This is a genomic window from Priestia flexa NBRC 15715, assembly GCF_001591565.1.
GTDB lineage: Bacteria > Bacillota > Bacilli > Bacillales > Bacillaceae_H > Priestia > Priestia flexa.
The window spans coordinates 1-5,793 of sequence record NZ_BCVD01000176.1 but is presented as its reverse complement, the minus strand read 5'-3'; the positions used below and the strand labels follow the sequence as shown (position 1 = coordinate 5,793).

The following is a 5,793-nucleotide window of genomic DNA, read 5'->3' as shown; positions in this document are numbered from 1 at the left end:
TTTTCATTTGTTATTTTGCAAAAACATGATCACCGATTGTAGTAGTGACTTCTTTTTGACGTAACCATTGATTATCTGTTTTTGAAGGGTTAAAGAAGAAGAGAGAACCGCTACCTCCCCCATGTAATGCTAACGCTTCGTTTACTGCTTTTTTCGCTTCAGCATCAGCTGGCTTGTTAATTTCACCATTGCTTACAGGTTCAAACTGGCCTTTTTGGTAAATGACTTCACGAATAGAATTTGGGAACGCATCATCATCGACACGGTTTAAGATAACAGTCGCAACGGCAACCTTTCCAGCGTAAGGCTCTCCTTTTGCTTCTGCATGTATAATGCGAGCTAATAGATCTTTGTCTGTACTGCTAATTGAGCTTGGGATTTTTAGTGTTTCATTGATTGCAAGTGCGTCAGTTTCTTTGTTGTTTTCAGCTTTTAAATCTTTAATAGAGACACCATATTCCATCCCAATTTTATAAAGGGACTCGCCGCTGTCTACGCGATGCGTTGTTTCCGCTGCGCTTGCTGAATGCCCTAATCCGAGCATAGATACTGTTAAAGCACCAATAATAGCTAACTTTTTCCACATAGTTTTATAACCTCCGATGTGTAGTGTCTTAGCGTGCACGTTCTAAAGAGTAACAGCATATGAGGTGTCTTGTCATTAATGAAAACATACCAGTCTAGGAAGATATTAAATAAATTTAACAATAATCGTAATAAATGTACACATCCTTAACGAACAGTCAGCTTTTCACTTTAATAGAGTGAGATAAAGAAGAAGAGTAACTGTCCGTAAAGGTCTGCTAAGTGTAAAGAACCATTCTTATTTTTAAAAAAGAGGATTGACTTGAAATTTAAGGTGACTTATAATGAGCGTGTAACTAGTTAACCGTTTAACTGGAGTGGGTATATGAATGGGAAAATAACGATTCGAGATGTTGCAAAGCACGCAGGAGTTTCTCCCGCAGCTGTATCTTATGTGTTAAATGGTATTAACAAAGTATCAGATGAAACAAAGCAGCGAATTTTGAAAGCGGTTAAAGAGCTTGAATATGAACCAAATCTAACCGCAGTAAGCTTATCAAAGCGGAAATCAAATGTCATTGCGGTTATGTTTCCGTTAGTGAACGATTCCCTTGTTACGATGTTTAAAGATAATCACTATCAAAGTGAAATGATTAGTGGAATCGAATACGTACTTCGTAAAAATGGATATGATTTACTCATTTCAGGTGTGCAAAGCCCAAGTGAATGTATGAAATGGATTCGGAAGCGAAACGTAGATGGCCTCTTATTTTTAGGGGTATTTCCAAATCGTTTATACGAAGAGATGAAAGCGTTATCCAAGCCTATCGTGTTAGTGGATACATACGATAAGTACGAGCGTTATTTCAATCATATTACGATGAACGACGAGGAAGGTGGCTACCAGGCTACGAAACATTTAATTGATCTAGGGCACAGTGCGATTGGTTTCATTGCGCACCGAATGACAAATAGCCCCATCGACTATAAGCGGTTTATTGGCTACGAAAAAGCGCTCAAAGCAGCGGGAATCAAGCCGTGCAAATCACATGTATTCGAAGCGTTAGATAGTTCATTTGAAAATGGATACAGGATGGGAAAAGAGTTATTATCACGTCCACATTCTATGTCTGCATTCTTTGCTTCATCTGATACGCTAGCATTAGGAATAATGAAAGCGCTACAAGAGGAAGGTAAGCGCATACCAGAAGACTATTCAATTGTGGGATTTGATGATTTAACGTTTAGTAGTTATGCTACACCTAGCTTAACTACGGTACGTCAAGATGTATTTAATAAAGGATCGGTGGCTGCCACAGCAATCATTCAAGCAATTGAAAATGACACTACCGCACTTCAGCATATTCGACTGTCGACGGAGCTTATTCATCGAGAGTCCACGGCTAAAAAGAAAGGGTAAGTGGTAAGTTAATCGGTTCACTAAAAGTAATGATGACAAAGGGGATATAAAAATGACAAAAGTAACGGTATGGAATGAGAATCGTCACGAACAAAAAAATCCAGTTGTAAGAGAAGTTTATCCGGAAGGAATTCACGGCGCCATCGCTTCATTTTTACAAGAAGCTGGCTATGCAACTGCAACAGCTACGCTGGATGAGCCTGAGCATGGATTAACTGATGAAGTTCTTGAAAATACTGATGTGCTTGTATGGTGGGGACATTTAGCTCATGAAGAAGTATCTGATGAGATTGTCCAAAAAGTACAGCAACGCGTGTTGGATGGTATGGGACTAATCGTCTTACATTCGGGGCATTTTTCAAAAATCTTTAAAACATTAATGGGAACAAGCTGTGATTTAAAATGGCGTGAAGCAGATGAAAAAGAGCGTTTATGGGTTATAGATCCTTCTCACCCAATTGCAGAAGGTATTTCAGAATTTATTGAACTTGAGCGTGAAGAAATGTATGGAGAGCACTTTGATATCCCAGCTCCAGATGAACTTGTTTTCACAAGTTGGTTTGAAGGCGGAGAAGTCTTCCGCAGTGGCTGCACGTATAAGCGTGGAAATGGGAAGGTATTTTACTTCCGACCAGGACATGAAACATACCCAACTTACCACCATAAAGATATCCAACGTGTAATTGTAAACGCTGTAAATTGGGCGAAGCCTGTTGATCGCAAGCGTCCAGTATACGGAAACGCTCAGCCACTTGAAAAAATTACGGTGAAAAACTAAAGAATTAAAGGGGAGAAGAATAATGGAGAAATTAAAAGTAGCGGTTATCGGTTGTGGAAGTATTGCTCAGTATCGCCATCTACCAGAATATAAAATGAACAAAGATGTAGAGTTAGTAGCAGTTTGCGATATTAACGAAGAGCGTGTCAATAAAGTAGCAAGTGAATACGGCGTAAAGGCTTATACAAGTTATGAAGAGCTGTTGGCAAGTGGAACGGTAGATGCAGTTAGCGTTTGTACACCGAACTACCTGCATGCTCCTATCTCGGTTGTAGCATTAAACAGCGGAGTACATGTTTTGTGCGAAAAGCCAATGGCAACGTCAAAAGAATCAGCTGAAGCAATGATTGAAGCGGCTAAAGCCAACAACAAAAAGCTTATGATTGCTCATAATCAACGCTTTGTAGCATCTCATCAAAAAGCACGCCAATTAATTGAAAACGGCGAAGTTGGAAGGATCTATAGCTTCCGTACAGCTTTCGGACACGGTGGTCCAGAAGGTTGGAGCGCAGATGGTAAAGACAGCTGGTTCTTTAGAAAAGAAGAAGCATTTATTGGAGCGATGGGAGATTTAGGTGTTCATAAAACTGACTTGCTTCGCTACATTTTAGGAGAAGAAATCGTTGAAGTTGGTGCATTTGTTGAAACAACTGCAAAAGGCTTTGGCGACGTAGATGATAATGCTGTGTGCGTACTAAAAACAGAAAGCGGCATTGTGGGTACGCTAGCAGCAAGCTGGGCGTACACAAGCAAAGAAGATAATTCAACAATCATTTATGGCGAAAAAGCAATTCTTCGCCTAGAAGATGATCCAAACTATTCATTAGTAGTTCAATACACAACTGGGGAAGTTGTGAAGTACGAGTTAGGAAAAATTCAATCAAATGATGATGGTGGTCAAAGCAACTCTCACGTTGTTGAAAAATTTGTGGATGCAATCATTAACGATACAGAAACACCGGTTTCCGGCGAAGAAGGATTTAAGTCATTAGCTGTTATTTTGGCTGCTCTTGAGTCAAGTGAAACAAAACAAATTAAGCAAGTGTAATGAGGTGACAGCTGTGAAAGTGGGAATTATTGGAGTGGGCGGCATTGCAGTAGGCCGCCACATTCCCGCATTTAAACAGCTACAGGATGAGTGTGAGATTGTGGCTGTAAGTGATATTAACGCTGAGCGTGCAACGGAAGTAGCAAATGAGCATAATATTCCACATGTATTTATTGATTACAAAGACATGTTTGCAGAAGTCGATGCTGTTTGCATTTGTACACCGAATAAATTCCATGCTGAATACGCAGTAGAAGCGTTAAAAGCTGGTGTTCATGTGCTATGTGAAAAGCCAATGGCCTTATCGAAAGCTGAATGTGAGCAGATGATTCAAGAAGCGAAGAAAGCAGATAAAGTGTTAGCAATTGCCTATCATTATCGATTCATGCAGGAAGCACAGGCGGCTAAAAAAAGCATGGACGAAGTGGGGAAACCACTTGTTGCGCGAGTACGAGCAATGAGACGCCGAAAGGTACCAGGATGGGGCGTGTTTACTAATAAAGAGCTGCAAGGTGGAGGGAGCTTAATCGACTACGGCTGTCATCTTCTTGACTTAGCTGTATGGCTAATGGGGAATCCAAGCCATACAGAAGTAGTGGGATCTACGTATAACGACTTAAGCCGTTCACCCAACCAGCTAAATCAGTGGGGTACGTTTAATCACGAAACGTTTGAAGTAGATGACCACGTCACAGCCTATGTCAAATTTGATAACGGTGCATCTTTGTTACTTGAAACATCTTGGTCAGCTAACATAGCAGATGACGAAGAGCATGTAAGCATCTCTGGTGTTAATGGAGGCATCAATGTATTCCCGTTTGAATTATATACATCCAAAAATGGCATGTTGTTAAATAGCCAAGCAGCTTGGATAGATGGGGAAGAAAACTTTAGCTTATTACAAGCGAACAATTTTATTAATGCTTGTAAAGGTAAAGAGGATCTCGTTGTAAAGCCGGAAGAAGCGCTTCAAACATCAGCAATCATCGATGCTATTTATAATAGTAGTAAGAAGTAAAAAAAGGGGGAAAACAAGGTGAAACTAGGGGTATTTACCGTATTATTTGCAGATAAATCATTTGAAGAAATGCTTGATACTGTCAAAGCAGCTGGGCTTCATGCAGTGGAAATTGGAACAGGAGGCTATCCTGGAAACAATCATTGTCCATTAGATGAGCTGTTAGAAGATGAAGCCGCACGAACAGCGTATAAAAATCAAATTACAAATCGTGGATTAACGATTAGCGCATTTAGTTGTCATGGAAACCCAATCTCACCAGAGGTTAATTTTGCAAAAGAATCTCATGAAACGCTATTAAAAACGATTAAACTAGCTTCGCTACTGGATGTCCCAGTTGTAAATTGTTTTTCAGGGACAGCAGGTGATCATGAGGGGGCGAAATATCCAAACTGGCCCGTTACGCCTTGGCCAAATGAGTATGGTGATGTTTTAAAGTGGCAGTGGGAAGAAAAATTAATTCCTTATTGGAAAGAAGTAGGCGCTTATGCACAAGAGAACAATGTGAAAATTGGTTTGGAGCTTCACGGTGGATTTTTAGTACATACACCGTATACATTATTAAAGCTACGTGAAGAAACATGCGATGCAATCGGTGCAAACTTAGACCCAAGTCATTTGTGGTGGCAAGGAATTGATCCTGTTGCAGCCATTAAAATTCTGGCTAAAGAAAATGCGATTCATCACTTCCATGCAAAAGATACGTATTTGGATCAAGAAAACATTAATATGTATGGATTAACAGATATGCAGCCTTATGGTGAAGTTCGCTCTCGTGCATGGACGTTCCGTTCAGTAGGATGTGGACATAGCTTAACAGAATGGTCGGATATGATGAGCGCTTTACGTACGTATGGATATGATTATGTTGTAAGCATAGAGCATGAAGACCCGATTATGTCAATTAATGAAGGGTTTAAGCGTGCCGTAACAAACCTTCAAAGTATTTTAATTGAAGAGCAGCCTTCACAAATGTGGTGGGTATAAATAAAGAGACTGAGACA

6 protein-coding genes are annotated in these 5,793 nt (G+C 40.1%); 5 read left to right on the top strand and 1 reads right to left on the bottom strand.

The genetic code is table 11. From position 1 onward, the window contains the following. Nucleotides 1-10: 10 nt before the first annotated feature. Nucleotides 11-586: a cell wall hydrolase gene (locus BFL01S_RS18715; protein WP_025910005.1), complete on the bottom strand. Its 576-nt coding sequence runs from the start codon at nt 584-586 to the stop codon at nt 11-13. Nucleotides 587-910: 324 nt separating this feature from the next. On the opposite strand from BFL01S_RS18715, the gene BFL01S_RS18710 reads away from it, so the two are divergent. From BFL01S_RS18710 to BFL01S_RS18690, 5 genes are read left to right on the top strand one after another with little or no spacing between them, the layout of a single operon-like run. Continuing rightward, nucleotides 911-1,945, top strand: a complete 1,035-nt coding sequence (locus BFL01S_RS18710; protein ID WP_061786620.1) for a LacI family DNA-binding transcriptional regulator — start codon at nt 911-913, stop codon at nt 1,943-1,945. Between the two features lie 52 nt (nt 1,946-1,997). Then, entirely contained in the window at nt 1,998-2,723 is a 726-nt protein-coding gene (locus tag BFL01S_RS18705) for a ThuA domain-containing protein (protein ID WP_025910546.1), read from the top strand. Between the two features lie 22 nt (nt 2,724-2,745). Next, nucleotides 2,746-3,771 (top strand): Gfo/Idh/MocA family protein, encoded by a 1,026-nt coding sequence (locus BFL01S_RS18700; protein WP_061786619.1) that lies wholly within the window; start codon nt 2,746-2,748, stop codon nt 3,769-3,771. A gap of 13 nt (nt 3,772-3,784) precedes the next feature. Next, entirely contained in the window at nt 3,785-4,789 is a 1,005-nt protein-coding gene (locus BFL01S_RS18695) for a Gfo/Idh/MocA family protein (protein WP_061786618.1), read from the top strand. A gap of 18 nt (nt 4,790-4,807) precedes the next feature. Next, complete coding sequence (locus BFL01S_RS18690) at nt 4,808-5,776, top strand: sugar phosphate isomerase/epimerase family protein (protein WP_025910540.1); 969 nt, start codon at nt 4,808-4,810, stop codon at nt 5,774-5,776. The last annotated feature ends 17 nt before the right edge of the window (nt 5,777-5,793 follow it).